Annotated in this window: 26 protein-coding genes; 14 read left to right on the top strand and 12 right to left on the bottom strand. The window is 61.1% G+C overall.

Annotated features, from left to right (window positions below):
- Nucleotide 1: 1 nt before the first annotated feature.
- From C453_RS11990 to C453_RS11980, 3 genes are read right to left on the bottom strand one after another with little or no spacing between them, the layout of a single operon-like run.
- Nucleotides 2–904, bottom strand: coding sequence for a hypothetical protein (locus tag C453_RS11990; protein WP_008324792.1), 903 nt, complete (start codon nt 902–904; stop codon nt 2–4).
- A 2-nt stretch (nt 905–906) separates the two neighbouring features.
- A complete protein-coding gene (locus tag C453_RS11985) occupies nt 907–1,323 on the bottom strand; it encodes a hypothetical protein (protein WP_008324791.1) in 417 nt (138 codons plus the stop codon).
- Nucleotides 1,323–2,762: a DUF58 domain-containing protein gene (locus C453_RS11980; RefSeq protein WP_008324790.1), complete on the bottom strand. Its 1,440-nt coding sequence runs from the start codon at nt 2,760–2,762 to the stop codon at nt 1,323–1,325. Before C453_RS11980 ends, C453_RS11985 begins: the two co-directional genes overlap by 1 nt.
- A 154-nt stretch (nt 2,763–2,916) precedes the next feature.
- Here C453_RS11980 and C453_RS11975 point away from each other — a divergent pair, with 154 nt between their 5' ends.
- Nucleotides 2,917–3,897 (top strand): DUF1616 domain-containing protein, encoded by a 981-nt coding sequence (locus tag C453_RS11975; protein ID WP_008324789.1) that lies wholly within the window; start codon nt 2,917–2,919, stop codon nt 3,895–3,897.
- Between the two features lie 3 nt (nt 3,898–3,900).
- Complete coding sequence (locus C453_RS11970) at nt 3,901–6,159, top strand: DUF4129 domain-containing protein (RefSeq protein WP_008324788.1); 2,259 nt, start codon at nt 3,901–3,903, stop codon at nt 6,157–6,159.
- Nucleotides 6,160–6,232: 73 nt separating this feature from the next.
- On the opposite strand, the gene C453_RS11965 is transcribed toward C453_RS11970, so the two are convergent.
- Together C453_RS11965 and C453_RS11960 are read right to left on the bottom strand one after the other, a co-directional pair.
- Nucleotides 6,233–6,649, bottom strand: coding sequence for a metal-dependent transcriptional regulator (locus tag C453_RS11965; RefSeq protein ID WP_008324787.1), 417 nt, complete (start codon nt 6,647–6,649; stop codon nt 6,233–6,235).
- 57 nt (nt 6,650–6,706) lie between these two features.
- Complete coding sequence (locus tag C453_RS11960; protein ID WP_008324786.1) at nt 6,707–7,519, bottom strand: DUF7260 family protein; 813 nt, start codon at nt 7,517–7,519, stop codon at nt 6,707–6,709.
- Nucleotides 7,520–7,831: 312 nt separating this feature from the next.
- Between C453_RS11960 and C453_RS11955 the strand changes: the two genes are divergently transcribed.
- From C453_RS11955 to aglF, 5 genes are all read left to right on the top strand, one after another.
- Entirely contained in the window at nt 7,832–8,158 is a 327-nt protein-coding gene (locus C453_RS11955) for a NifU family protein (protein WP_007541146.1), read from the top strand.
- 369 nt (nt 8,159–8,527) lie between these two features.
- Nucleotides 8,528–8,848, top strand: coding sequence for a HalOD1 output domain-containing protein (locus tag C453_RS11950; RefSeq protein ID WP_008324785.1), 321 nt, complete (start codon nt 8,528–8,530; stop codon nt 8,846–8,848).
- Between the two features lie 131 nt (nt 8,849–8,979).
- A complete protein-coding gene (gene glmM, locus C453_RS11945) occupies nt 8,980–10,305 on the top strand; it encodes a phosphoglucosamine mutase (RefSeq protein ID WP_008324784.1) in 1,326 nt (441 codons plus the stop codon).
- A gap of 143 nt (nt 10,306–10,448) precedes the next feature.
- Nucleotides 10,449–11,057, top strand: a complete 609-nt coding sequence (locus C453_RS11940) for a nitrous oxide reductase accessory protein NosL (protein ID WP_008324783.1) — start codon at nt 10,449–10,451, stop codon at nt 11,055–11,057.
- Between the two features lie 230 nt (nt 11,058–11,287).
- Nucleotides 11,288–12,037: a UTP--glucose-1-phosphate uridylyltransferase AglF gene (aglF, locus tag C453_RS11935; protein WP_008324782.1), complete on the top strand. Its 750-nt coding sequence runs from the start codon at nt 11,288–11,290 to the stop codon at nt 12,035–12,037.
- Between the two features lie 69 nt (nt 12,038–12,106).
- Here aglF and C453_RS11930 read toward each other — a convergent pair whose 3' ends face one another.
- From C453_RS11930 to C453_RS11915, 4 genes are all read right to left on the bottom strand, one after another.
- Nucleotides 12,107–12,535 carry a hypothetical protein gene (locus C453_RS11930; RefSeq protein ID WP_008324781.1) on the bottom strand — a complete coding sequence of 143 codons (429 nt, stop codon included), beginning with the start codon at nt 12,533–12,535 and terminating at the stop codon, nt 12,107–12,109.
- 266 nt (nt 12,536–12,801) lie between these two features.
- Complete coding sequence (locus tag C453_RS11925) at nt 12,802–14,091, bottom strand: nucleotide sugar dehydrogenase (protein ID WP_008324780.1); 1,290 nt, start codon at nt 14,089–14,091, stop codon at nt 12,802–12,804.
- A complete protein-coding gene (gene wecB / locus C453_RS11920; protein WP_008324779.1) occupies nt 14,088–15,197 on the bottom strand; it encodes a non-hydrolyzing UDP-N-acetylglucosamine 2-epimerase in 1,110 nt (369 codons plus the stop codon). The genes C453_RS11925 and wecB overlap by 4 nt, the downstream gene beginning before the upstream one ends.
- Before the next feature lie 534 nt (nt 15,198–15,731).
- Nucleotides 15,732–16,010, bottom strand: coding sequence for a PadR family transcriptional regulator (locus C453_RS11915; RefSeq protein ID WP_008324778.1), 279 nt, complete (start codon nt 16,008–16,010; stop codon nt 15,732–15,734).
- Between the two features lie 339 nt (nt 16,011–16,349).
- Here C453_RS11915 and C453_RS11910 point away from each other — a divergent pair, with 339 nt between their 5' ends.
- The 5 genes from C453_RS11910 to C453_RS11890 all read left to right on the top strand — a co-directional run bounded on the left by C453_RS11910 (nt 16,350) and on the right by C453_RS11890 (nt 22,003).
- Nucleotides 16,350–16,883, top strand: coding sequence for a DUF7344 domain-containing protein (locus C453_RS11910; protein WP_008324777.1), 534 nt, complete (start codon nt 16,350–16,352; stop codon nt 16,881–16,883).
- A gap of 480 nt (nt 16,884–17,363) precedes the next feature.
- Nucleotides 17,364–18,005, top strand: a complete 642-nt coding sequence (locus C453_RS11905; protein WP_008324776.1) for a DUF7344 domain-containing protein — start codon at nt 17,364–17,366, stop codon at nt 18,003–18,005.
- 342 nt (nt 18,006–18,347) lie between these two features.
- Nucleotides 18,348–19,517, top strand: a complete 1,170-nt coding sequence (locus tag C453_RS11900; protein WP_008324775.1) for a sugar phosphate nucleotidyltransferase — start codon at nt 18,348–18,350, stop codon at nt 19,515–19,517.
- Nucleotides 19,517–21,334, top strand: a complete 1,818-nt coding sequence (glmS, locus tag C453_RS11895; protein WP_008324774.1) for a glutamine--fructose-6-phosphate transaminase (isomerizing) — start codon at nt 19,517–19,519, stop codon at nt 21,332–21,334. The genes C453_RS11900 and glmS overlap by 1 nt, the downstream gene beginning before the upstream one ends.
- A 111-nt stretch (nt 21,335–21,445) precedes the next feature.
- A complete protein-coding gene (locus C453_RS11890; protein ID WP_008324773.1) occupies nt 21,446–22,003 on the top strand; it encodes an ArsR/SmtB family transcription factor in 558 nt (185 codons plus the stop codon).
- A gap of 91 nt (nt 22,004–22,094) precedes the next feature.
- Here C453_RS11890 and C453_RS11885 read toward each other — a convergent pair whose 3' ends face one another.
- Nucleotides 22,095–22,319, bottom strand: a complete 225-nt coding sequence (locus C453_RS11885; RefSeq protein WP_008324772.1) for a hypothetical protein — start codon at nt 22,317–22,319, stop codon at nt 22,095–22,097.
- Between the two features lie 166 nt (nt 22,320–22,485).
- Here C453_RS11885 and C453_RS11880 point away from each other — a divergent pair, with 166 nt between their 5' ends.
- A complete protein-coding gene (locus tag C453_RS11880; protein WP_008324771.1) occupies nt 22,486–23,250 on the top strand; it encodes a DICT sensory domain-containing protein in 765 nt (254 codons plus the stop codon).
- Nucleotides 23,251–23,294: 44 nt separating this feature from the next.
- Here C453_RS11880 and C453_RS11875 read toward each other — a convergent pair whose 3' ends face one another.
- Complete coding sequence (locus C453_RS11875; RefSeq protein ID WP_241430742.1) at nt 23,295–24,401, bottom strand: sensor histidine kinase; 1,107 nt, start codon at nt 24,399–24,401, stop codon at nt 23,295–23,297.
- Between the two features lie 119 nt (nt 24,402–24,520).
- On the opposite strand from C453_RS11875, the gene C453_RS11870 reads away from it, so the two are divergent.
- Nucleotides 24,521–24,877, top strand: coding sequence for a hypothetical protein (locus tag C453_RS11870; protein WP_008324768.1), 357 nt, complete (start codon nt 24,521–24,523; stop codon nt 24,875–24,877).
- A gap of 60 nt (nt 24,878–24,937) precedes the next feature.
- Here the strand turns inward: C453_RS11870 and C453_RS11865 are convergent, their stop codons facing one another.
- A complete protein-coding gene (locus tag C453_RS11865; RefSeq protein ID WP_008324767.1) occupies nt 24,938–25,351 on the bottom strand; it encodes a hypothetical protein in 414 nt (137 codons plus the stop codon).
- Nucleotides 25,352–25,407 lie beyond the last annotated feature (56 nt).

Here is a 25,407-nt window from a genome sequence, read left to right as displayed (position 1 = left end):
TCTACGCGGCCAACCCGCTGGTCTCTGTCCCGGGCCGACTCTCGTCTTGCGTCGCTTTCGGGTCCCATCGGCAGACGAACACTGGTTCTTCGTCGTCCGTCTCCACGGTGAGTGTCACCTCGGTGCCGAGTGCCCGTGCGAGCGCGCTCGCAACGAGCGACCCAACGGGATGGTCGAGCAACTCCGCGTCTTCGAGCGCGCTTCCTGAGGCCGAGACGGAAACTCTCCCGGCGTCGATGTCTGCGTCGATTTCGACGTCGTTTGCAAGTTCGAACCCTTCGACAATCGCATCCGAGAGCCGTTCGACTACCTCGTCGGCGTCGAGCAGGGGAACGTCTTCGTCTCGGTCGAGGGCGACGAGAAGCGCCCCACCACTCGGCGGCAGCGAGACGCCGCGGTTTCGCTCGTCTTCGGTGACGACGAACACGTCGTGAAGCGCTGGCGGCGACGGAACCTCGTACTCTCTGTGTTGTGGGATGTAGAGCCGAACGTCGGCAATCTCCGGCCGCTCGCTCGGTGTCGGGACGTACACTGTCGTTCGGTGCAGTCCGAGGTCGGAGACGATTCCTTCGACGGTGGCGGCGTGGGCCGCCCGGAGGTGGCTGGCTGTCGGTGCCGCGACGATGTCGGTCGGCACCAGCGAGACCATCAAAAGCGACGCGAAGAGGCCGACTCCACCGAGACCAAAGAGGACGGTCTGCGAGTCGGGAAGGTACCAGCCCGCCACGAACGACAAGACGCCGACCACGGCGAACCCGAGCGCGACGCGGCGGTATCTGACTTGTCTCAGCTCTCTGGTCTCCGCCCTGAGACGTTTGTTTTCGGCCTCCAGTTCGTCGATGCGTGCGGCGAGCGATGCAACGTCTGATTCGGTGACGGATGTCTCAGAGTCGAATGTGTGCATAGTTAGGTCCCTCCGACGACGGTGTACTGCGAGAGCACACCAAGTGCGAGCCCGCCGGCGGTCACGACCGCGACCGCTGCTGCCATGGTTCCGTACGGAACGGCGACGAACACGACGCTGAGTCCCACGAGCGCAAACCCGAGGGCGATGGGTACGGTCCGCCGAGCTTCCCCGGCGTCTTCGAGGTCACCGACGACCAGTCCGAGCAGCGCGACTTCCGCGCCCAGAAATCCCGTGGCGGTCGTCGGGACGAGTGCCACGAGCAGCACTTGACCGACGACGAACGCGTAGGGTGCCGAAAAGAGGAACGATGCCAGTCCGACAGCCAGCGCCATGACGACACCGAGCGGGCCAATCGAGACCCACGCGGCGACAGCGAACCCTCCGATGGCCGCCGCCTCGACGGTCGAGATACGCATCATTGCACCTCCGCGACGTTCGTCTCTGTGTTGGCATCGCCGCGCCCGGCGGCCGAGTGCTGGCCAACTGCCGACTGTGGTTCCGTGTCGCCCTCGGGTGTCCCGATGCTGTGTCCGGGTGCGACCTCGTAGGCCCAGACGTTCGGCATTCCGGCGAGTTGCGCGCGAACGCGCTCGAACTCGTCGAGGCGGTCCTGCGTGAGTCGTCCGTCGAACCGCGCCGTGGGCGTCAGGAACACGAGGACGCGACTTCCGAAGCGCCGGGCGGCAGTCACCGCTTCGACGAGCGCCGTCCGGCCGGCGTCGTCGGTGCAGATGACAGTCAGCGAGTCCCCGCCAGCGACGCTCCCGTGGCGGACGATTGCTCGATACAGCGGGTCGTTCGAGACTGCGCTCGCGTACGGCGCGCGTGCCTGGAAGAACGGTTCGAGGTGGCGGGCGAACGCCGACTGCTCAGTTTCCAGCGCTAACGCGGCGGCGCGCGCACTTCCGGGCGACCGACGAGACTGATTCGTCTGGGACCCGCCCTCGCTGCCGGCTTCGAACAACTGCTCGCGGACTTGTTTGTAGTGGCTGGCGGCGCTCCCGGGTTCGAGCATCGTCGGTCGGCCGTCGTCGCTGACGACGGTCAGACCGAGTGGCTCGGAGACGTTTCGCGACCGCTGGAGGAACGACAGTGCGACCTCACGGAGGTACGCGAGTTTGGTGCCGCCGGTCTCACCGGCAGACAGCCTCGCGCGCGCGTCGAAGACAACCATCACCGATGGATTCGTCTCGGCTTCGAACTCACGGATGTGGAGCGACCCCCGCCGTGCGGTGGCTTTCCACTCGATGTGGTTCGTGGGGTCTCCGGGTTTGTACTCCCGAATGTCGGCGACTTCGGTCCCCTGTCCGGCGAGCCACGGTTTCGAGACGCCGAGCGGGACGAACCTGTCGGACCGCCCACCCCGAACGAGCACGTCTGTCGCCCGCGCGGGGTCCACGTCGACGACGACGCTGTCGCCCATGGTCGTCTCGACTGAGAACAACCCGGCCGCATCCTCGACGACGACACGCGCGGGCGGCAGTTCGTAGCGTCCGGCGACGCGCCACGTGACGTCGAACGAGAGCGACCCGTCGGTCTCCGGTGATTCGAGTAGCACGGTCGATTCGGTATCTGCCGCCGCACCGACGGGCACGTCCGGTTCGATACGAACGACTGCCGACACCGGCCGCGGGAGCTTCGCAGCGACGGTCACTGACAGCGGTTTGCCAGCAGGCGTCGTCCGACGCTCCGGGGTAAACTCGACGTCGAGACCCGACACGGCGATGCCGGCGGCGCGGACGAACGCGTACTGCCGACTGACGAGCCACGCCAGCGGTCCCACGGCTGCGACGAGCAGCGCGGGTCGTTCGAACGCCACCGCTCCCGCCCCCGAGAGAACGGCAAGCGCGACCACACCCCAGAAACGTCTCGTGAGATTCACTCGAATGTACAACGTTAGCAAACGAGTTTAAGTTGTTGGTGAGATAGATGGTCCGCCGACCAATCTAGTCGCGTTTCGGACGTGTCGCACCGACTGATTTTTGCTGTAAGCGAACGTATTGTGAACAATGTCCACGGACGCGAGCCTACAGTTTCGACCGCCCGCGTTCTTACGGGAGTTCCCCGCCGACCTGACCATCCTCGTCGTCGTCGTCGTCGCTACTTGGGTCGCAATGGTCCTCCCAGATGAACCCGTAGCGGTAGCGATTCGCGGCCTCCTGGCCGTTGCATTTGTCCTCCTCGCGCCGGGGTACGCCCTCGTCTCTGCGCTGTACCCCGAAGCGCCCGACACAGCCCAACCGGCGGATTCGCGAGAGACTCCTGACGATGTCGAGCGACTGACGTTCGCCATCGGGACGAGCATCGTCGTGGCTCCGCTCGTCGCGCTCGGCGTCCACTTCTCGCCGTTTTCACTCACCCTGGGTTCGGTGCTCGTCTCGCTGTCCGTGGTGACGCTCTCTGCGACGGTCGTCGCAGCAGCACGCCGTGCCTCGCTGCCCGGTGACGAACGGTACGAGTCCCCGGAGATTCTCACGAACCCCTTCCAGAGCCGGGCCATTCGCCCGGTCGACGTGATTGTCGCAGTCGCAGTCGTCGGTGCCGGTGCGAGCCTTGCGTACGCGGCCGCGGAACCGCGCGTCGGAGAATCGTTCAGTGAATTCTACCTCCTCGCGGAGGCCGAAGACGGGACGCTCATCGCCGATAACTACCCATCGCAGTTCGAACTCGGCGAGTCGAAGCCGATGGTCGTCGGTATCGAAAACCGCGAAGGGTCCCAGCAGGCCTACACCGTCGTCGTGCTGTTGCAAGACGTAGACGACGAGGGAGTGGTGACGGAACAGCGCGAACTCGACCGCTTCCGGGCGAACCTCGAAGACGACGAGACGTGGCGACTCGAACACGATGTCACGCCGTCGTTCACTGGCCGCGACCTTCGTTTGACGTATCTGTTGTACTACAACGAACCGCCCGCCGACCCGACGTTCGGGAACGCCGACGACCACGTCCACGTCTGGGTTACCGTCAGCGAGCCCACAATGGAGGCCTAACACGTGCGACCACTGGTCCTCGCAGTTGCCTTCCTCCTCCTCGCTTCGGCGGTCTCGCCAGCAGTCGCGTTCGCTGACTTCGACGGCGAAGACGCGGTCGATGGAGCACCGATAGCTGAACAGATAGACGGCGAGACGGTGGGGGTTGGACAGATGGATGGTGAGACGGACGAGACGGGAATGCAAAACGAGACGAACGAGACGAACGCGTCGTCGCCACCGCGACATCTCGACCCCGACGAGACGGTCGGCCAGGGCAACGTGTCGTCCATCGAAGCGTATCTCGTAACCGCGCTGGGTGAGCGCCTAAAAGCGAGTGCAGAAGCCCTCTCGGACGACGACTACCAACGCGCGCGCGAGATTCTCGGCCCCGAGTACGACACACTTCTCGACCGGTACGAACTCATCGCCAGCGACCGTGACCTCGACACCACCGGGACGAACCTCGTCGACACTCGTGAGGGGCAACTCGAATACATCCAAACCGTCCAGGAGTACGACCGAACGTACCAGCGCTATCTCGAAGCGAAGGCCGCGGGCAACGAGAATCGTGCGCGAACCCTCGCGCGCGAACTCGACGAACTCGCAGTCGAAGCGGGAGAGTCGCGCACTCGCCTCGAAGCGAACTACACCGAGGTGGAGTCGTCAGGTGGCGTCGAACTCGGCGTCGGACGAGAGCGTCTCGACACTGTCAGTACGTCGGTCGAACAGGGCCAAGAGCAAGTCCGAGATGCGGAGTTCAGACGGACGCAAATCGAGGCAGAAAGCGGGGCTGTCGCGGGGTCGTTCGCCGACCCGTTCCCGATTGCCGGTCGCGTCACCGAGACGGACGGTGAACCGCTTGGAGACGCCTCACTCAACATCACTGTCGGGGCCCAGTCCACGCGCGTCGTGACCGACGCCGACGGGTCGTTCAGTCTCGACTACCGACCGACGATGGTCGGAACCGGCCCGCAGAACGTCTCGGTCTCGTACGTCCCCGACCCGAACTCCTCGTTCCTCGGGTCGACGACGGTGCTCTCGCTGCGAATCGAGCAGTCGACACCCGCGTTCACTGTCGACGCCGCGCCGACACAGACGGCCTACGGTGAGACCGTCCGCGTCGAAGGACGGATGTTCGTCAATGAGACTCCCGCACCGAATGCGACGGTTGCGCTCTCCCTCGACGGGCGAACCCGTGCCCAGAACGTCACAGACGAGGACGGTCGGTTCGTCTTCGAACTCGACTTACCGGCTGACGTCGCACCGGGTGACAGACAGCTTCGCGTCGAAATCCCGGCCGAAGAACGGGCGCTCGCCCCGGTCAACGTCACCCGCCCCGTCGTAGTCGAGACGACTGCCACGTCCGTCCGACTGGCGAACGTCGCCCCCACCGACGAGGGAGTCCGAGTGTCGGGAACCTTCCGAACTGTCGACCAAACACCAATTTCGAACGTCACGCTCGACGTGCGGGTCGACGGAACGAGTGTCGAACGGATTCGGACTGACGAGCAGGGTCGGTTCGCTACCACGCTCGAACTGGACGATGAGCAACGTGAAAACGGGTCTGTCGCCGTCTCTGTCGCGTACCCCGGCCGCGGGTCGAACCTGCTGGCAGCAGAGAGTGAATCGGTCGCTGTCGAACTCGGAGTGGTGTCACCTGCTCGTCCCGCTATCCCGGCACCGGCCCTTCCGTCGGTTCCACTCCCGGGTGGCCAGTCGGTTACGGTGCAAGAACAGTTGCTGGTCGGTGACGTGATTGTGCCGACCGGCGCAGTCGCGCTCGGTACTGTCGTGGTCATCGTCCTCGGCGGCCTCGTCGCGCTCCGGCGTATCGGAACTGTCGCAGACGGCGTCGGCGTGGCACCCTCGCCCATCGCCGGGCGTGCTCGCGTCGGCGGCGGTCGCGGTGCCGCATCCTCGACGGGCCGGTCGGCGCTCTCACCGCGGGAACTCCTTCGCCTCGCGCGCGAACGACTCAGTGACGACCCGGCAGGTGCAACAGAGCGTGCATACATCGCGACCCGCCGTCGACTCCGCGATGCTGCTCCCGGGTCAGATTCGGAGACTCACACCGAGTTCTACGAGAGTGTTCGGGACGGTATCGCAGACTCCGACATGCTTCGTTCGTTGACCGAGTGGTACGAACGAGCCGCGTTCAGTCCACGCGCGCCGTCACATGAGGAAGCGAGCACTGCTGTCGGAACTGCGGAAGCACTCATCAACGCGGAGGAAGACCCGTCGTCAGAAGACGAGCCGGGTGACGGAAGCGATACAAAATAGTCGTCCCAGTCTGCGTGACCGGAACCGTCGCCACTTTCGATTCCGGTTTTTGCTCTCGGTTCCGCTCTCGTTCTCAATCTTGTTCCAGTTCTCCGCTCCCCCAGTCTATCTCGGGGATTTCGGCAGGCGAACTGCCATCGTAGGGAAGTGTCGTGACGAGTCGTTCTGCGACGTCTCCGCTGACGATTCCCGCCATCTCCATCGCCTCTGCTTCGTACTCGTCGAGGTCGAGAACGCTCCGAAAAAACCACGAGAGCGTCACATACGTCTCGTGGAGTTCTTCTGCGGCCTCCGTTCCTGCTTCGGTTAGCTCCACTCCTTTGTACGGTTCGTACGAGACCAATCCCTCCTCGTCGAATTGATGGAAGGCCTCTATGACTGTCGCCGACGAGCGACCGACTTGCTCGGCGACGACACTCGGCGAAACTGGTGGCTCTTCTCTGTGTTCGACGATGTACAGTGCCAGCAGATACAGCGATGCACTTGTCATTGGTGTTCGAGCTGAGTGGTGGTTGCGTTCGTCGCATATATGTCGTCCAATTGCAACTTATACCCTCCGAACCAGATGGTCTCGAACCCCTCGCTGACACGCTGCCAGCACGCTATCGAGGGAAACTATCGTCGCCAATGCGGGATGCTCGACCGCCGATTCGGCGTACAAATACTCGGTGAGTGCTCGCTGTTGGATGGCGACGCTCACGCCGCTGTTCGACGTCTCGGCGAGCGTCGACTGGCGCTCACGAGCGAGAGTGTCGCATCGAGTCCGGCGCTCGGATAACTCCGCGTGTCGCGTCTGCAACTCGTCGAATCCGAGTGTCGAAAGGGGTGTCTCGTCGACTCGGCTAAGCCAGTCGACGGCGTCTGTGACCGCGTCGTCCGTCTGTTCGAGTGAGCGCTCCTCTCGTTCGAGCGCTCGCTCCATGACGGTGAGTTCGCCACACCGCTCGGCAGTCGCCTCGAGAACTGCTCGTTTGGTCTCCGGTGTGAATCGACTTGCACTCTCCGGGGCCAGTGCAATCGCAAGGTCTTCACCCAGTTCCTCCCGAATCGTCTTCAACAGCGACTCTTGCGTCCGAACGTCGTCGAGGCTACACGGACGGACAGTCTGGGCGAATGCCTCCCGTACCCGCTGGCACTGGTCTCCTCGACTCCGGTTGGTGCTTGCCTGACTGACCGCACACCCAGCGAGGCCACTCGCACCCGTCGTCTGGGACATCGCCGCTCGTTGGTTGGGCGTGCCGGGAGAGAGGCCGCGGATGCGACGTTCGAACTCGTCGTACGCGGCTTGTTTCTCTAAGATGCGTTCTCGCTCACTGTGGACCCGGTCGAGAGCCTGTCGAGTGTGTCTCTCGACGTTCATGCCTGCGTCAGTGGTCCGTAGCTGTTTGCTACCGCTACCATGGTTTTAGGCCAACCTAAATACTCATATGGTTTTCGGATTTTAGGCGGCCCTAAATCAAATGTCCTGGTATTAGTATTCGAAATAAACCGGGTGGAATATTCTCACAATACCGGCTCTGCCGTCTACTGGTTGGTACTATAGCGGTATCCATCGGAAGCAGTAGTAAAATCATGCATTTGTAATTGTTTGGATAGCCTAAAAATCACATATTCAAATTTAGGGCGTCCAAACTCCATAGTTTTAACACAAATGCGGCGAATGGTTACCTGTATGAGCGCAGAAAGCCTCGAACGACAGACGCGAAGTTTCCTGAACGACAACGTACCGCAGATTCAAGAACACGGTGGCCACTTCGAGATCGAGGACGTCGACGACGAAACCGGTGAAGTGACGGTCGTCATCGGTGGTGCCTGCTCTGGCTGTGGCATCGCACCGATGACGATGCGAGCTATTCGCCACCGGCTCCCCGACGAAGTCGAGGACCTCTCCAAAGTGACCGTCCGTCGCGCGAACGGCCCGCGAGCGGCTGTGATGCCGAACAAGACCGACGAAATGGAAGAGATGGACGAGTACGAAGACTACAGCCCGCCGTTCTAACTACTGCGTCTTCGACGAGGCGAATCGCCGCCGACAGCTGCTGAGTACTCTCATTTACCCTTCTCGGTCGATTCGATGAGTTCGATGAACACTGAGTGACCCGTCTCGCTCACTTTCGTTCGCAGGGCGTTCGATATCTGCGCTGATTCGTTCTGTCGACCATGATTGTCTCGACACAGATATGGTTCGTTATTGACTTTCCAACTGTCACGGACTAATTTGACTCCCTCTGTGGAAGTTTCACGGGCGCTTTTGGATTCTGTGCCGGTAATGTTATCTTCACTAATTCGTGACTCTCACGATATACAACTGTTCACAAATTGCACGGTTTTAAGAACCACCACTGCACACCCATCATTGTCTCTCAGCATGATGGCACAGACGGAACAATGGATGCAATCAAAGGTAGAGTACGACCACTCGACGGGCTTTTATCGAGTGGGACGAGAACACGACGAACCGCTCAGCACGAACGTGGTTTTGAGCGTCGCGGCAATCGAGGGAGTTCGGCCAACTGAACTACCCCCACTTGCACGTACGATTGACCCAGATGCACTTGACCAGGTCTTCTGTGGAACCGACGACGCGATGCTCTCTTTTTCGTATGCTGGCTACCGAGTCGCGATTCACGCCGCAGACCGTATCGAGATTACACCTATCGACGAGACGCGGGCGCTGACTCGGAACTAACCCTCCAGCGACAGTAACTCACCGCAGTCACCCGATTACTCACTGTCTGAATCTGAGTAGGACGTCCCTGAAACCCACAGTGTGTTGGTAGGCGACATATACCAAAACACGTTTGCAGCGTCTGTCCCGGTATGTTCGGAACGAGTGGCATCCGGGGTCCGGTCGGCCGAACCGTCACTGCCGACCTCGCGCTCCGCATCGGCCGTGCGGTTGGCTGTGACTCCCGGACCGTCGTCGTCGGTCAGGACGCCCGCCTCAGTGGCGACGTCCTCACCGACGCCGTCAGTGCTGGACTCCGAGAGTCCGGTGCTGACGTCATCAGATTGGGCGTCGTCTCGACGCCGACCGTCGCACGTGCCGTCGGTTGGCTCGGTGCCGACGCTGGAATCGCAGTCACGGGCTCACACAACCCGGCGTCCGACAACGGACTGAAACTCTGGTCGTCCAGTGGCCGCGCCTTCGACCGTGCGCAGACGCGGGAAATCGTCCACCGACTCAACCGCGGTGACATCGAACGCGCCGACTGGGACGCGTTCGGCGACGAGCGACTCTACCCGGGTGTGAGTGCCCGACACGTCGACCATCTCGTCTCGGCATTCGACTCCTTCGACGACCTGACTGTCGCGTTCGACCTCGGGAACGGGACGGGCCGCGTGTCGGTCGACGCGCTCCACCAGTTGGGCGCAACGGTCAACACGCTCGATGGCCAGTACGACGGGCGATTCCCCGCCCGAAAGAGCGAACCAACCGCCGAGACGCTGTCAGCGCTCAGACAGACCGTCCCCGCGCTGGGTGCGGATATCGGTCTTGCTCACGATAGCGACGCCGACAGGCTCGTCGCAGTCGATGAGACTGGCACCTACGTCGATGGCGACTCCCTACTCGCGTTGTTTGCGCGTGACGCGGTCGAACCGGGGGACGTCGTCGCGGTCCCCGTCGACACCAGCCTGCTCGTACAGGACGTCGTCGAGAGCGCGGGCGGCTCTGTCGCGTACACACCTGTCGGAGACGTCAACGTCGCCGAGGCAGTGGCACATCCCGGATTCGTCTTCGGCGGGGAACAGTCCGGCGTCTGGATTTGGCCCGACGAGACGCTGGCGCCCGACGGCCACTACGCGGCGCTGAAACTCGCCGAACTCGTCACTCGTAACGGCCCGCTTTCGGAACAGGTCGCCTCGCTCGGCGACACTGCGTACACGACCCGCCGAACCAGCGTCGAGACCGAGAACGCGGACCACGCGATGGACCGCATCGCGAGGGACCTCTACGCCACCTACGACGACATCGACGCGACAGACGGACTCCGCGTCGACACGGACGATGGCTGGTTCCTCGTGCGCGCGAGTGGTACCGAACCGCTGATTCGTGTCACTGCCGAGGCTCGCGACCCCGACACTGCGGACAAACTCTTCGACGACGTGTGCTCGCTCGTCGAGGGTGTCCGCATCGCGGCCTGAGTTGCTGGCTGGTCGAACTCTCGCTACGTCTGTGCCCGACGATACCGTGCGAGGCGCTGCTTTTCCGGTTCGATGCTCGAATATCGATTCCATACCTCGAGTTTTAAATAGGAAGTCGACCCGACCATCGGGTAGACGAGTCGATGCCACGTGACCCAACACCGGATAGCTGGACGAACCGTGCAGTCTCTCGCCGGACAGCGACGCGAGCCATCTCACTCGGCGCTGTCACAGCTCTCGCAGGCTGTCTCGGTGGTGGCGAGTCTGAGCCGAAACCGGAGCCAATCGACCTTTCGGGCGGGAAGGAAGACGACCAAGGCGGGATGGTCATCGGCGTGCACGCGGGGCCAAACGGACAGATTTTCTACGCCGACAACACTCCCGAAGGCCACGACAACCCGGCGTGGTTCCACACCCTCAGCATGGGGTTGTTCCCCTACTACTTCGAGCACAAACGTCAGGGGTGGACGGCAACTACCATCTACGTGACCGACTACTCGACTGTCGACTACGAACTCCGAACCGAGGAGGAACGGACGTTCATCTCGACGCACACCGGAGCCGACACCTTCGGCGACGCCGAGAAAATGACGTACGTCGTCGACAGCGACGTCCACGGTGGAATGGGTCCCGACCTCATTCCGTTCTCGAACGGAGACGACGCGAGTTCGTTCGTCGAGGAACACGGCGGAACCACGGTTTCGTTCGACGACGTGACCATGGAGTGGCTCGACGGCTACCTCCAGCGGTAGTCGTTCGCCAGTTCGGTGGCGGACGTCCATCGAACTACTTCCCCAGACTGCACGCTCGTCGGGATACCATTGTGTCCCGTCGGAACATCACTGTGTCTCGTCGGAACACCACTGTGTCCTGAGTAACGACGACGTTCGAAGCCCATACCGTCTCGAATCGAGACATGTTGTTTTTCAGTATCACACTACCTATCGACTAACAATGCCAGCAGCGCCCGTCTCTTCTGCATATGCAAGCCGTCCTTCTCGCTGCGGGCAAAGGCACGCGACTTCGGCCGCTCACGGACGACCGACCGAAAGCGTTGGTCGAAGTTGACGGAGTCCCGCTCGTCGAACACTGTCTCGACCAACTTCGGGCGCTTGGGGCGACCGAGGCCACACTCGTCGTCGGCTATCTGAAAGCACAGCTTATCGAACGACTCGGCGACGAGTACCACGGCATCCCACTCACGTACACGCACCAACGCGAACAGAAGGGGCTTGCCCACGCGCTCTTGACCGCCGAACCGCACATCGACGGCGACTTCATGCTCATGTTCTGTGACAACGTCTTCAGGGCGAACCTAGCCGACGTGGTCGAAACACAGCGAGAGCAGGGAGTCGATGCGGCGCTGCTCGTCGAATCGGTCTCGTACGAGAAGGCTTCACGACACGGCGTCTGCACGACGAACGAACGCGGCGAACTCGTCGGTATCGTCGAGAAGCCGGACGACCCGCAGTCGACGTTGGTGACTACTGGCTTCTACACGTTCTCGCCTGCTATCTTTCGTGCGTGTCGTCTCGTCCAACCATCCAACAGAGGTGAGTACGAACTGCCGGACGCGATTGCACTGCTCGTCCGCGCGGGAATGCGCGTCGAAACCGTCGAATTGGAGGGCTGGCGAATCGACGTTGGGTATCCCGACGACCGCGACGAGGCTGAGCGCCGACTGCGCGCCGAAGCAGACGCGACGGACAGCGCGCTCGACCCGGATGACTGAGCGTCGCGGTCGTGACTGCGCGGTCGCTCTCGTTTTCGGGCTCGAAAAAGCCGATGTTCGGTGTCGCGCTCAGTACGCGTCGTCGGGGACTTGGACGCCGTCTACGTAGACGGAGACCGGGCCACTACTACGGATGTCGGTGATGTCGCCGGTGAAGCGGTAGCTTCGTGCGCCATCGTGGACAGCACCCTCTGCAGCGGGGCCAACTGTCCCAGTCGTACTGAGTGCCCCACTGGCTTCGAGTGGGCTGATGGTGTCGCTGACGGTGACTTCGAAGGAACTCGACGTTCCGGTGCCAGCAACGATAAGAGTGTGTTCGTCGGACGATCTGGAGGACTCTTCAGGGCGGTTCGTCGCCGCACCCAACCCGGTGAACCCGGTGAGTGCGCCGGTGGCCGCCACCGTGCCGCACAGACCGAGGTATCCACGTCGGCCGACGGACGAATCGCTCTCGTCGTCGTCGTCGCGGTCCTGGTCGTGGGCCAGTTCGCGTGCCATGGTCGGTCAATAGGCCATGAGTGCAATAAATGTTATGGTAATTACATTAGTAGGAATTTGTGAGTGTCTATCGAAGATATACATTCTCGTTTGAGTCTGCCTAAATCGTGATTTTACGGCGTTCGCAAAAGCAGCCTAAAATCGGGGTACGGCGGTATATTATTCCAAAATTAATGTCGCTCTTATGCTCGCGTTAAGTGAGTCTGAATAACATAACAGATACAATATATTAGCCGGAAAACGAAAGTAACTGAATCTGATATGTGTCAGAGCCCGAGGTAGGTGAAGCCGGCTGCGGCCCACTCACTGGGGTCGAGAACAGACTTCGAATCCACGACGACGCGGCCAGCCATCAGCGACGAGACGCTGTCTGGGTCGAGGTGGCGGTACTCGTCGTGGTCGGCTGTGACGACCATCGCGTCGGCGTCGCGGAGAGCGTCTTCGAGTGAGACGAGCCGTTCGTCGTCTACGTGCGGGTCCGAGAGGCGAACGTCGACGTGGAGCCCGCCATCGGTCGCAGCTTCAGCCGCAGACCCTTCTGCGAGTCGCGCGCGAGTGACGAGGCGGTCGGCGAAGTGGTAGCCGGGGCTGTGCCGCGCGTCGTCGACGTTCCCCTTGTAGGCGACGCCGAGGACCGCGATTCGAGCGTCCGTGACAGACCCGAGTTCCTCTTCCAGTCGGTCGACGAGATAGTCGGCCATCGAGTCGTTGACGCGCCGTGCGGCGAGGATGAGGTCGAGGTCGTCGGACTCGTGGCCGAGGAAGTACGGGTCGATGGGGAGGCAGTGTCCACCGACGCCCGGTCCCGGTTGGAGGACGTTCACCCGTGGATGGCTGTTCGCTAACTCGACCGTCGACCGGGCGCTGATGTCGTAGTCGTGTGCGAGTCTGGCGACTTCGTTCGCGAACGCGACGTTCACGTCGCGGTAAGCGTTTTGCGCGAGTTTGGCGAACTCTGCAGTTGTCGCGTCCGGCGCGCGGTGAATCGTTCCCTCGACCAGTGGTTCGTAGAGCGCGATTGCGGCATCGGTCGAGGCATCGTCGATACCGCCGACGATGCGGTCGTTGTGGACGAGTTCGTGGACGATGTTCCCCGGGAGGACTGTCTCGGGACAGTGCGCGAGGTGGAAGTCCGCGCCAGCGACGAGGCCGGACGATTCGAGAATCGGAGCGAGGAACGTCTCGGTGGTTCCCGGTGGAACCGTCGATTCCAGAATGACCGTGTCCCCCTCTCGGAGCAGGTTCGCCACCGTCCGGCCGGACGACTCGACGTAATCGAGATTTGCACGCTTCGTTTCGTCGTCCAGTGGCGTGGGCACACAGACGATGTGGATGTCTGCCTGCACAGGTTCCGTCTTCGGTTCGAACCCCGCGTCGAGCGCGTCACAGACGAACTCTCGGAGGTCCGCTTCGGTCGTCCGTGGATTCCCGTCGCGGGTGCGCTCGACGAGCTTTTCGTCGGGGTCGTAGCCGACCACGTCGTAGCCACCGTTGGCGAGCAGCGCAGCGGTCGCAAGCCCGATGTAGCCGATGCCGTGGACACAGACGGTCGTCATTGTGTGACCTCCGACTTCGCGTCTGGAACGGCGAGGGCGTCCATGATTCGCTCTGCAGCGTCTCCACCACCGAACGGAATCGGCCACGACCCGTCTTTGCCGAGCATGATTTCCGCGGCATCGACGATGTCCGCAGCGTCGGTTCCGGCCACGCAGTTCGCGCCGACGTGGACCGTCTCCGGTCGCTCGGTCGAGTAGCGCATCGTCACACAGGGAACACCGAGGATACACGTCTCCTCTTGAACGCCACCGGAGTCAGTAAACGCCAGGGCGGTCGTGCTTTCGAGCCGGAGGAAATCGAGGAACGGAAGCGGCTCGACGACGCGGATTCCCGCTGGAACCTCGATGTCGAACTCGACCAATCGCGCCTTCGACCGGGGATGAATCGGGTAGATTGCCTCTCGCCCAGTCGATTCAACCACGCGCGCGACGCCGTCGAGCATCGACGCGAACCGCTCGGCGTCGTCGACGTTCTCGGCGCGGTGCGCCGTCAGGAGGTAGAACTCGCCGGGTTCGAGGCCGAGGCGGTCGAGCACGTCGCTCTTTCGGGCGGCGACGTCGCGATAGCTGTGTATCGCATCGACGATGGTGTTGCCGGTCACGTGGATGCTCCCCGGAACGTGCTCGGTTTCGAGGATATCCGCAGCGTCCGGTGTCGGCGGGAAGCAGAAGTCTGCGACGTGGTCGACGACGACTCGGTTTATCTCCTCGGGCATCTCGCGGTCGTAGCTTCTGAGGCCCGCCTCGACGTGGCCGACTGGAATCCCGAGTTTCACTGCCGCGAGTGCGCCCGCGAGCGTGGAGTTCGTATCTCCCTGCACGAGGACGACGTCCGGCGCTTCGTCGAGGAAGACCGACTCGATGCTGGCCAGCATCGTCCCCGTCTGGACGCCGTGGCTTCCGGACCCGACGCCGAGGTTGTAGTCCGGTTCGGGAAGTTCGAGTTCCTCGAAGAACACGCTGTCGAGGTCCGGCGAGTAGTGCTGGCCGGTGTGAATGATGAGACAGCGTACGCCGCGGCGCTCACAGGCGTCGATTATCGGCGCGAACTTGATTATCTCTGGCCGTGTCCCGAGGACGATTGCGACCGATTGGGGAGTCGTCATCGCTGTCCTCCCCAGGGGGACGGTCTCGTCGGGGCTCGGCGGCCGCTAATTCGTTGCTTCGTCATAGGGGAAACTCACTACCAGTCATCGCGTCGGGAACGTGCTTTGTTATGGGGCGACTGTCGGAGAAAACGACTCTCTTCGCCGGTTTTCAGCGACACGAAACTGCTCGACTCAGGCTCGACTCCCCATGGTATGGTGCTCTCTGGGTTTCGGTGGTGTGGCGTCCGCTGGCTTGGATTGGTGGGTGTCTACTTGCCTGGATTGGTGGGTGTCTGCTGGCTTGGATTGGTGTGGCGTCCAACTGCCCGAAAAACAGGGATCGTGTGACGGCTCGGCCAATAGTCCAGACCCGACTCGGTTTGTGTAGTTGAGGCTGACTCAGTTTGTGTACTTGAGCCCCGGCTCAGAATCAGGACTCGGAAAGAACCGTCTTGAAAGACAGTCGAGAATGAGAAGTGGATGTTCGGCGTCCGGCACGCGCGACACAGAGATTTATCTCACTCGGTCAGAACACGGTGTGTCGATGTCTGTTCACTCGCTGACGTCGACGTGTTGGTTCTCCCAATCGCGGCGGTCGCGGATGGCTGTCTTCCCCGATTCCGATATCTCGTAGAAATTCGTTCGACGGTCGTGTTGGCCTTTGTTGACGTATCCTTGCTCGACGAGCGCGTCGAGATTCGGGTACAGTCTGCCGTGGTTGACCTCGCCGACATCCCTGCTGATGATCTCTTTGATCTCTTGGCCGGACGGTCGCTCCGTTCCGGCGATGACGTACAGGAGGTCGCGCTGAAAGCCGGTTAGTTCGAACATGAGTCTCGAACGTAGATATTGCTGCCATCGGGTATTGTTAGCCACTGCTATACTTCCAGTTTTGAGGTATTACCACTCGAACTAACGATTTGGTGGTGTATGGTTCACGTGAGCTTTCACGGGTCTCCAACTCGAATAAACCTCCTTACGATTCGGATAAAAACCAGTTCCTGACCGTCCAGCGTGTAGCGAATTTCTCGTGAATATGAGCTTAATGCTGTGAGTTCGTCGGCGACAACTACCCGGGAAACGTGACGATAACAAAGGTGACTTGTCTCGTAGAGGTGTACAACCGGAGATTGTCCTCTCGTGCAAGCGCGGGGACGCCCGCACACCACGATGACAGAGCTATCCAAAGACGAGTTGTTTCGAATCTTGAGCAACTCGCGACGACGGCAGATAATTTACTTCCTTCATCGGGAAGGGGACGCCCTCTCTCTGAAGGAACTCGCCGCGATGGTGGCTGCACGAGAGAACGGAACTGCCGTCGAGGAGGTCACAGACGAGGAGCGCCAGCGTGTGTACATCTCGCTCTACCAGACGCACCTCCCCAAGCTCGAATCTGCGGACTTGGTGAACTACGACGACGAAGAGCGAACCGTCAGACTCGTCTCGGACGTCGCCCGGCGGGGATTCTTCTGGATGCAGTCAGAGCCGACCACTTCGTGGAGTCTCTACTACGCGGGCGTTGGTGTCCTTGGGTGGATACTTATTCTCGCCGTGTGGCTTGGACTCCCGGGATTCGTTCTCCTGCCGTGGTCGGCCATCGCGGCGTTCGTCTCGACGGCACTTCTCGTGTTGGTGGTCGCTCAATACCTCGTCGAAGAGCGGATGGATACCGCTGATGGAGCGTTTGAAACACTGGTCGAATGACGCGCTGAAAAGTGATAGCTAACTTACTAACATGGGTGTTAGGTGTTGACACATCTGTCTAACCGCCGTTCTCAGCTCGTGGTAGTCCGTATGACGTTCCTATTCGAATTTACTGATCGAAAAAATAGATAGTCTGCCTATATCGACTGTAATGAACCTGCTTAACCGATAGACAGAGTGCTAAGAGACTCATTATTTTATTCGTGTCGGATACACAGAACGTCTGTGATTATTTAGATAGTTACACGCAATCTACTTGCAGATTTTGCAATCCTAACCCCCGGACAAATCAATGTGTGAGACTGTCAGACAAGTATTTATCCGTGTTTAACCTATTGACTCGTTGACCCTCTGGTGTTAGGGGCGTGCCTGGTGGGGCCGCCCCGATGTCGCGTCACCGTGGTGGGGTCGAGATTCACTGCTCGGCTCTCACTTGGTCGCGGGTGCGACACGCTATCCGCTAGTGGGGGGAGGAAAACAATGGTTACAGATTCACTACAATCGAAAACTGGTGCCGCTGACGATGCAGGGATAGAACAATTAGGTGACGCAACTGGAGGTTCTCAGAGTATCCAGGAACAGTCCGAACCGGAACTTCTCTCGAAGGACGTCGTCTTCGAGATTCTCAAGAACCAGCGCCGACGCGATGCGCTCCGATATCTCAAGGAGAACGATGGGGAAGCGAAACTCGGCGACATGGCCGAGTTCATCGCCGCCAAAGAGAACGACATCGACATCGCCGCACTCTCGTCGAGCCAACGCAAGCGTGTGTACATCGGTCTCTACCAGTGCCATCTGCCGAAGATGGACTCGGCTGGAGTCGTCGATTTCGACAAAAACCGGGGGGACATTCGGATACTCGAAACGGCAAAGCAGCTGGACCAGTATCTGGAGGGGGACATCGTCTCCGCTCCCGACGCTGACACGGCGACGGTCGGGGGGGCGTCGGCAGCGAAGCGAAACCTCGCTATCGCTGGTGGTGTGGCTGCGACTGTCTCGGCAGGACTGCTTGGTGTGCCGGGCCTCGAACAGATCCCAGCAGCGGGCTGGGCGGTCGTCAGTACCGCGACGCTGATGGCCATCACCGCGATGGAATCGTACAAAGAATACCTCCCAGCGTAGCTCACTGGATTTCCGTTCGGTCTCCATTTTCATTGTGTATCCCTCGGCGACAGAGAGTCATCCTTGGGCTGTCCGGGCCGCACTGTGTTTGCCCGGTCGCCGGTAACACGCTGTCCGGTCGAGTACGGTGCCGATTCGACCGGTTAGGTGACTTGATACCACCGAGTAGCGTGGATTCGACTCTCTCGGGGCAACGCGGTCCTCCCGATAGGACACCTTAACCTCCCGTGGCTGGCATGTAACACAGCTTATAACAATTCCCGTCCGACGCCCCATCTTCTGTATGACATCGTCACGCACCTATCGGAGACAGCTTCGGGACAGTGGGGTCGGTTCGGGCCGATGAACGACCGAATCACCGAGGCTGTAGTTCTTGCAGCGGGTGAAGGGCGGCGACTTCGTCCGCTGACGACGTTCCAACCGAAGCCGATGCTTCCCGTGGCGAACCGCCCGGTCGTCGAATACGTCCTCGATGCACTGTTCGAATCCGGCATCGAACACGTCGTCGTCGTCGTCGGCTATCGCGCCGACCGCATCCAGACGTTCGTGACCGCCCGGTATCCCGACGCGAACGTCGAGTTCGTCCACCAAGACACGCGACTCGGAAGCGGACACGCACTCCTGCAAGCCGAGGGGAAAGTCGACGGGCCGTTCCTCGTCTGCAACGGCGACAACGTCGTCGACGCCGACATCGTCTCGTCTGTCCTCGAACGGTTTTCGATGACACGCTCGGTCGCGACGGTCGCTGTCGCCCAGTCCGAGACGCCCGAAGAGTACGGTGTCGTCGTCACGAACGACGGGCACATCTCCGACATCGACGAACACCCGGCAGAGACCGACGGCTACCTGGTGAACGCTGGTGTGTACGTCTTCGACGCAGGCGTCTTCGAGGCGCTCAGGCGCACCCCTCCCTACGAAGGCGAGACACGACTCCCGGACGTCGTCCACCAACTCGACGGCCCCGTGACGTCGGTCCTCGTCAACGGCGGTTGGCTCGACCCGTCTCACCCGTGGGGACTGCTCTCCGTGACCGAATCGTTACTCATGCGCCCGGGCTTGGCCGGTGTCGCTGACTCGGCACGGCTCCACGAGAACGCCATCGTCGAGGACCCTGTCGTCATCGGCCCGGACTGTGATGTCGGACCGGGTGCGGTCCTCCGTGCTGGAACCTGCCTGCAGAACAACGTCGTCGTGGGCGCGAACACTGTCATCGAACGCTCTCTCGTCTCGTCCGACTCTCGCGTGGGCGCTGGCGTCGTGCTCCGCGACTCGGTGGTCGGCTCAGGTGCCACTATCGGTGACGGCGTCGTCTCACCTGGCGGTCGTGGTGACGTCGTCATCGACCGTAAACTGTACACTGACAGGCGCTTGGGCAGCATCGTCGGCGACCGCGCGACCGTGGGTGCCAACTCGACGCTCTCGCCCGGAAGTCGGGTCGGCGCAGAAGCCATTGTCGGCGTCGGCACTGTCCTGCATGGAGATGTCCGCGAACGCGCGGAGGTGACGAACTGATGTGCGGAATCACCGCCTGCATCGGCACGACAGACTCTGTCGACCCGCTCATGTCCGGCCTTCGACGGCTCGAATACCGCGGCTACGACTCGGCCGGAATCGCTGTCAACGGGCCGAACGGGCTCTCGCTGACCAAGCGCGTCGGCGAAGTCTCGGAACTCGTGACTGCAGTCGAGCAAAACCCACTCGATGGAACGTTCGGCATCGGCCACACCCGCTGGGCGACCCACGGCGGGGTCACAAACGAGAACGCTCACCCCCACACCGACGAGGCTGGCCGAATCGCGGTCGTCCACAACGGTATCATCGGGAACTTCCAGTCGCTCCGAACCGAACTCGAAGCGAACGGCCACGTCTTCGCGAGCGAGACCGACACTGAGGTCGTTCCCCATCTCATCGAAGCGAGCCTTCGCGACGGTGCGACCCCGGAGGAAGCGTTCCGTGCTGCCGTGGGGAGACTCTCTGGCACGTACGCGCTCGCAGCGATTATCGGCGACGACGAAGCAATCTACGCCACGCGCTCGGGGTCTCCGTTAGTTCTCGGCGTCGGTGACGGGGAGTTCTTCCTCGCCAGCGACGTGCCGGCGTTCATTCCGTACACTGACCGCGTTGTCTACCTTCACGACGGCGACTACGTCGTCACGACTCGCGAGGGGTACACCATCACCGACGCGGCAGGTCGCCCGGTCGAGCGCTCGGTCGAGACAGTCGACTGGGACCCTGAGACGGCGACGAAGGGCGGCTACGAGCACTTCATGTACAAGGAGATTCACGAGCAACCCGGCGCGCTCCGACGGACGATTCACGGCCGGTTGAACCCACTCAACGGCGGTGTCGAACTCGAAGCGTTCCCTCCCGGAACGTTCGCCGACGTCGAGCAGATACACCTCGTCGCGATGGGGACCTCGCACCACGCGGGGATGTACGCCGCGTCACTCATGTCTGCACGGGGAATCCCGGCGTTCCCCTTCATGGCTGGCGAGTACGCCGTGACTGTCCCGCCGGTAACGCCCGGAACGCTCGTCGTCGCCGTTTCACAGTCCGGTGAGACTGCCGACACGCTCGACGCGGTCCGGCGTGCCCGTGCTGCTGGCGCGCGAACACTCGCTGTCACCAACGTCGTCGGGTCGTCGATAACCCGCGAGTGTGACGCCGAGTTGCTCATCCGTGCTGGCCCGGAAATCGGTGTCGCAGCGACCAAGACGTTCTCGTCGCAGGTGACGGCACTGACGCTCCTCACAGAGCGTCTCGTCGAGGACGTGACTGGGACGAAATCTGGTGACGCACACGACATCGTCGATGCGCTCTCGCGGCTCCCGGGAGACGTCCAAGAGGTCCTCGACACCGCTGCAGCAGCGGATATCGCGGCCGAATACCAAGACAGCGACGCGTACTTCTTCATTGGGCGTGGCATCGCCCACCCCGTCGCACTCGAAGGTGCGCTGAAGTTCAAGGAGATATCCTACGAGCACGCCGAGGGGTTCGCTGCGTCTGAGCTGAAACACGGCCCGCTTGCGCTCGTCACACCTCTGACACCCGTGTTCGCTATCTTCACCGGTGAGGAAGACGAGGCGACGCTGAGCAACGTCAAAGAGGTGCAAGCGCGCGGCGCGCCCGTCGTCGCCATCACGAGCGACACCGACGGCGAAATCTCCGAGTTCGCCGACTACGTCCTCGCGATACCCGAGACGCACCCCGACGTGGCGGGTGTTCTCGCGAACGTCCAACTGCAACTTGTCGCGTACCACGCAGCAAAGTTACTCGACCGTCCCATCGACAAACCCCGAAACCTCGCGAAGTGCGTCACAGTGGAGTGAGAACACAAAGAACGCCAATTTTCTCCGCACGCCTCACTCTGTTAGCATACCAGTTTCTATCCGAAATTCACCACCGCATTACATAACCCTCGCACACGTTACTAGCTCTCAATGACCAGGCGGGACCTCGTGGACGACGTTCTCTCGTCGTCAGACGAACTAGACGGTCCACTAACCGACGATTCGGACGCCGTGTCCGAAAAGACGGCTACGACGGTTCCACAGAACGCCGACGAAGACCTCCTCGACGCACTCGGAGATGACGTCTCGCGAGACGTCCTCAGGGCGTGCAAACGCTCGCCGATGACAGCCGAGGAACTCGCAGAGAACTGTGACGTCTCGGAGTCGACGATTTACCGTCGCCTCGAAACGCTGTCGTCGCTCGGTCTCGTCAAACGAACTCAGCGCGTCGAGTCCCCGAGCAAGACGTGCTACGAGACCGTCGTCGACGGGCTCTCGATTCACATCGGCGAATCGCTCCGAGTCGAGGCAGGAGCGAGTGACTACGTCGTCGACGCCATGCGAACCTTGCTCGCCTCGCTCGACGTGCAGCACCTCTCGTACGACCGGAGTACGAACAGCGTGGACGTTCGATTCCAACTCGCGCCGCATCTCCTCGACGCGTTGGTCGAACTCTACGTTCGCGACACGTCCTCCCGAGAGCAGTGAGGGGCGTTTCTCGGTGTGAAAAACGAGGGTGAGGGCGAGAGTGGGAACGAGAATCGGAAAAACAAGCGTCGGAACGTGACGTTCGGGAAGTTCAGTGTCGCCAGGACTCGTCGACTTCGCCGAGGACGAGTTCGACTGCTGCGACCGGTTTGCCAGCAGCGATGAGTTCCCACGCTGTCGCTGCCGTCACCGGCCCGATGGACTGTGACGCTTCGAGCCCGGCGACGATACCGGGTGCTTCGTGTGCGAACCAATCGGTGATTCCCTCGTCACCCTCGGCTACCTCCGCATTCAGCTGGGTACGCTCGGAAATCATACACAAATGTACGACTCACTGATGCATAGTTAGGAGGCCGTGTCACCGAATAACGCACTTCCTACCCGTCAATGAGTGGTTTTGTTTCGACTATCTGACTGTCATTTCGGCGTGTCTGTCCTAACACAAAGAATAAAATGCTCTGTGCGATTGCTATCTCTCATCGATGTCGCTCGGTGACCTTATCGACGGTGTCGTCGCGTCAGAGAAGACGCTGACGGTGTTTAATCCGGTTGGTGACGTCACCGACCGACTCGCCGCACACTTTTCGGACCGCAACATCTCGGTTACGTCCGCGCGCTCGCCGCACGGTCCATCGAACTATGCCGTGCTCAGTACGGGCGAGACGTTCCACACGGCGGTAGCTGTCGACGAACTCCTCGAACCATCCGAGCAGGTCGAACCGGGATTCGAGCGCCAGCAGTACGCTCCTGTGTTGGACCACCTCGACGAGACACTGTTTACCTCGTACGACCGCGACAAGATGCTCGCTGCGACGCGTGAGATAGAAGACAGAGCGTGGCGTGTCGGTGCTGGACACCTCTACAGTGGCTTCCAGACCGGTGACAACCTCCGCTCCCAGCAGACGGCGTACGAACGGCTTGGGTCCCGCGGCGACTTATCGGTTCACGCCTACGTCTATCCGTCAGAACGCGTCCCACAGGCGGACTCGTTCCAACTGCACCTCGCTCGCACCGAAGAGATTCGCAACTCCTGGTTCGTCGTCTACGACGGCAACGGCATCAACGACTACAAGTGCGCGCTCGTCGCCGAAGAACGCCCGCAAGAAGCTGGATTCACGGGATTTTGGACCTACGACCCATCGACTGTCGACTATCTCGTCACCTACCTCCAGACGACGTATGCGAGTATCGAATCCGACGGCACTGGTCGCCGGACGCCGCTCCCGTTCCCACGGTATCTGGCGTGAGTCGTCAGCATCTATCGAGAATCGTCAGCAGCTGGCGTGAGCCGTCAGTCGGCGACGTCAGGCTTCGTCGGTTCCGCCGCAGACGTGTCTCCTGTCGCTGACCGCTCAAAAGACGGGTCCGTCGCAGAGACGTTGACACCGTAGAACTCGAACCGTGCGCCGCCGGTGTCGCCCTCCGTGACCATGAGGTCCCACCCGTGGCCACCAGCAATTTCGTCGACCAGTGCTAACCCCAGTCCCGTGCCGCCAGTGGACGACTCTCCCGGCGAGAAGACGTCTGCACGCTTCGACTCGGGGATACCCGGGCCGTCGTCTTCGACGAAGAACCCCATGTCGAGTAGCCCGACCCTGATAGTCGCGTCTGCCCCCGCGTGCTCGATTGCATTGCGAAAGAGGTTCTCGAAGGCCTCTTGGAGGAATCGACTGTCGGCGACGATTGTCGACCGCGTCGCTGGTGTGTGAAGTGTGGCGTCTTTGGTTCCGACGCTCGACCAGGCTTGCGAGACCACTGCGTCGAGCGCCACTTCGGACGGCTCGATAGCGTCGGGTCCGAGACGCGCCAACGAGAGTACGTCGTCGATTATCTCGTCCATGCGGTCGAGTGCATCTGTCGCGGGTTCGAGATGTTCGACGTCGCCGGTCTCGCGGGCGAGTTCGACCCGTCCACGGGCGATAGTCATCGGGTTCCTGAGATCGTGAGAGACGACGGACGTGAACGTCTCGAGGCGCTCGTTTTGTTCGACGAGGCGCTCGCCGCGCTCTTCGTAGTGTCTCTCGCGCTGGTCACGGAACTGCGACCACTGAACGAGTCCTGCGAGCACGGTGATACCACCCATCAGCATCGGTATCTGTTTTCCGAGGAGGATGAGCTCTGGCGGGTGAGCGACGAACTGGTCGAGGACGTTCGTCACACCGTGGAGTGCGAGTAAGGTCAGTCCGATACCGAACGAGTTCTTGATTCGGTCCGGTTGCTTGACGCCGCCGAGGACGAACAGCAGTCCAAAGACGAACAGTAAAAACAGAAACTCAGTGACGGTTTGTACCGTCACATCGAGCGACGTGACTGGGAATAGAAACATCTGTCCCAGTGCGAACACCAGACAGATGAGAAGCGTCCCAGCAAGTCGCTCCCATGGACCGAATCGATGCATCTACTGGCCGTTCTGAGGTGATTCTCACTTAAAACCATACCGGCCGATTCACGGGCTGAGGGAATCAATTTCGAGAACTAGAGACGAACATATAGGAGTAAGAACACCAATCGCCGAATATGGTAGACGGAGTCCTTCTCGATTCCTCACAACTCAAAGCGAAAGTCAAGGGTAGCCGCGCGGGTGCCGAAATTGCCGGAATGAGCTACATTGGCTACGAAGTCGCCGTCACACAGAAGAGTCTCCACGTCTACGGAGACCAGTGTAACGCCGACATCAGCGAAGAAGATTTCCGGTATCTCATCATCCCGTTCGAATCCATCCGTGGCTTCGAACTGAAGGACCTCAACGACCGCGGCAGGACGCTGGAGATTCACGCGCTCGAAGACGACGTCGTCCTCTACTCAGAAGGCCAGTCACGACTCTCCGAGAACCTCAAACGCATCTTCCTTCTCATCTCGAAACTGCTCGCTTGACGGAGTATCGCTGACTCGAACGAATCCGTCGTCGTCCCGGTCTGTTGTGGTTGTATCTCGCTATTTCTTCGTCGGCCGGATGTACTCGACAGTGGCGTCGTCATCCAGCGTGACCGCCCTTCGACGTTCGATAGACTCCTTGGACCAGTAATCGACGGTTCGCTCCGTCGAAACGCCAGCGGCGTTCCACGAGTAGCGATATTCGACTTTCACGCGTGTCTTCGGTTTCGGGGCATCCGACGCTGCGGCGTTCGTCACGAGGGCGACGATTCCAGACGAGGGTGTCGTCACGAGGAGGTACTGTCCGGTTTGGACACAGCCCTCGGCGTCGCTGACGAAATGGTGGTCGTAGACCCAGAGATGAAGACGTTTGCTGCGACGAAGAAGCACCGACGTCTCGAAGTCGAACACACCTGCCCCGGTCGGTTCGCTCGAACCGACGACTGTCGTCGAAAACGTTGGTCTCTCCGCCATGCGTTGCCTACGGTCCCAAACAAGACAATAGCTTCGGCAGTCGCCGTCGAAATTGA

Origin of the sequence: Haloferax elongans ATCC BAA-1513 (assembly GCF_000336755.1) — an archaeon.
GTDB classification, from domain to species: Archaea; Halobacteriota; Halobacteria; order Halobacteriales; family Haloferacaceae; genus Haloferax; species Haloferax elongans.
Note: the sequence above shows the minus strand (reverse complement) of the source record. Positions and strands in the feature narration are given on the sequence as shown.